This window comes from Pseudomonas oplopanacis (genome assembly GCF_057128725.1).
Genome location: NZ_JBSKHV010000043.1, coordinates 1 through 780 on the forward strand (window position 1 = coordinate 1; position 780 = coordinate 780).

Here is a 780-nt window from a genome sequence, read left to right on the forward strand (position 1 = left end):
CATCAGCACGGCCCATGCGCTGGCTCAGGAAGGCCATCCGGTCACCCTGGTCGAGCGCCATCCGGGCCCGGGCGAGGGCACCAGTTATGCCAACGGCGGCCAGTTGAGCTACAGCTATGTGGCGCCGCTGGCCGGCCCCGGCGTGCTTTCGCATGTGCCGGGCTGGCTGTTGCGTCGCGATTCGCCGCTGCGGCTGAAGCCATCGCTGGACCCGGCGTTGCTGCGCTGGGGGCTGCGCTTCATCGCGGCCTGCAATCGTGACCGTGCCGACCGCACCACGCGCGAGCTGCTTGCGCTGTCGTTCTACAGCCGCGCACGCATGGAAGCGTTGCGGGAGGCGTCGCCGGATCTGGCGTTCAGCTTTGCGCGCCGCGGCAAGCTGGTGGTGCATCGCGAGGCTGCGGCGTTTGAATCGGCCCGCGCGCAGGTCGGCTATCAGGCGACGCTCGGCTGCGAGCAGCATGCATTGTCCGCCGACGAAACGGTGGCCCACGAGCCCGCGCTTGCCGGCGCGCGTGACCAGATCGTGGGCGCCATCTACACGCCCGACGAAGACGTGGCCGATTGTCACCAACTCTGCGTCGGCTTGTTCAACCGGTTGCGCGCGATGCCAAACGTGACGCTGCGTTTCAATACCGGCGTAGATGCGTTGTGGACCGAAGGCCGCCGCGTGCGCGGTCTCCATCTGGCCGATGGCGAGCAGGTTGCCGCCGATGCGGTGGTGATGGCAGCGGGCGTGACGAGCGCCAGGCTGCTCAGCCCATTGCGCATCGACCCGGG

The 780-nt window shown here is 68.7% G+C and carries 1 protein-coding gene; it reads left to right on the forward strand.

The annotated features are described in order from the left end of the window. A partial coding sequence (locus tag ACWKV5_RS29615; RefSeq protein ID WP_483844149.1) for an FAD-dependent oxidoreductase occupies positions 1-780 on the forward strand: 780 nt, incomplete at both ends.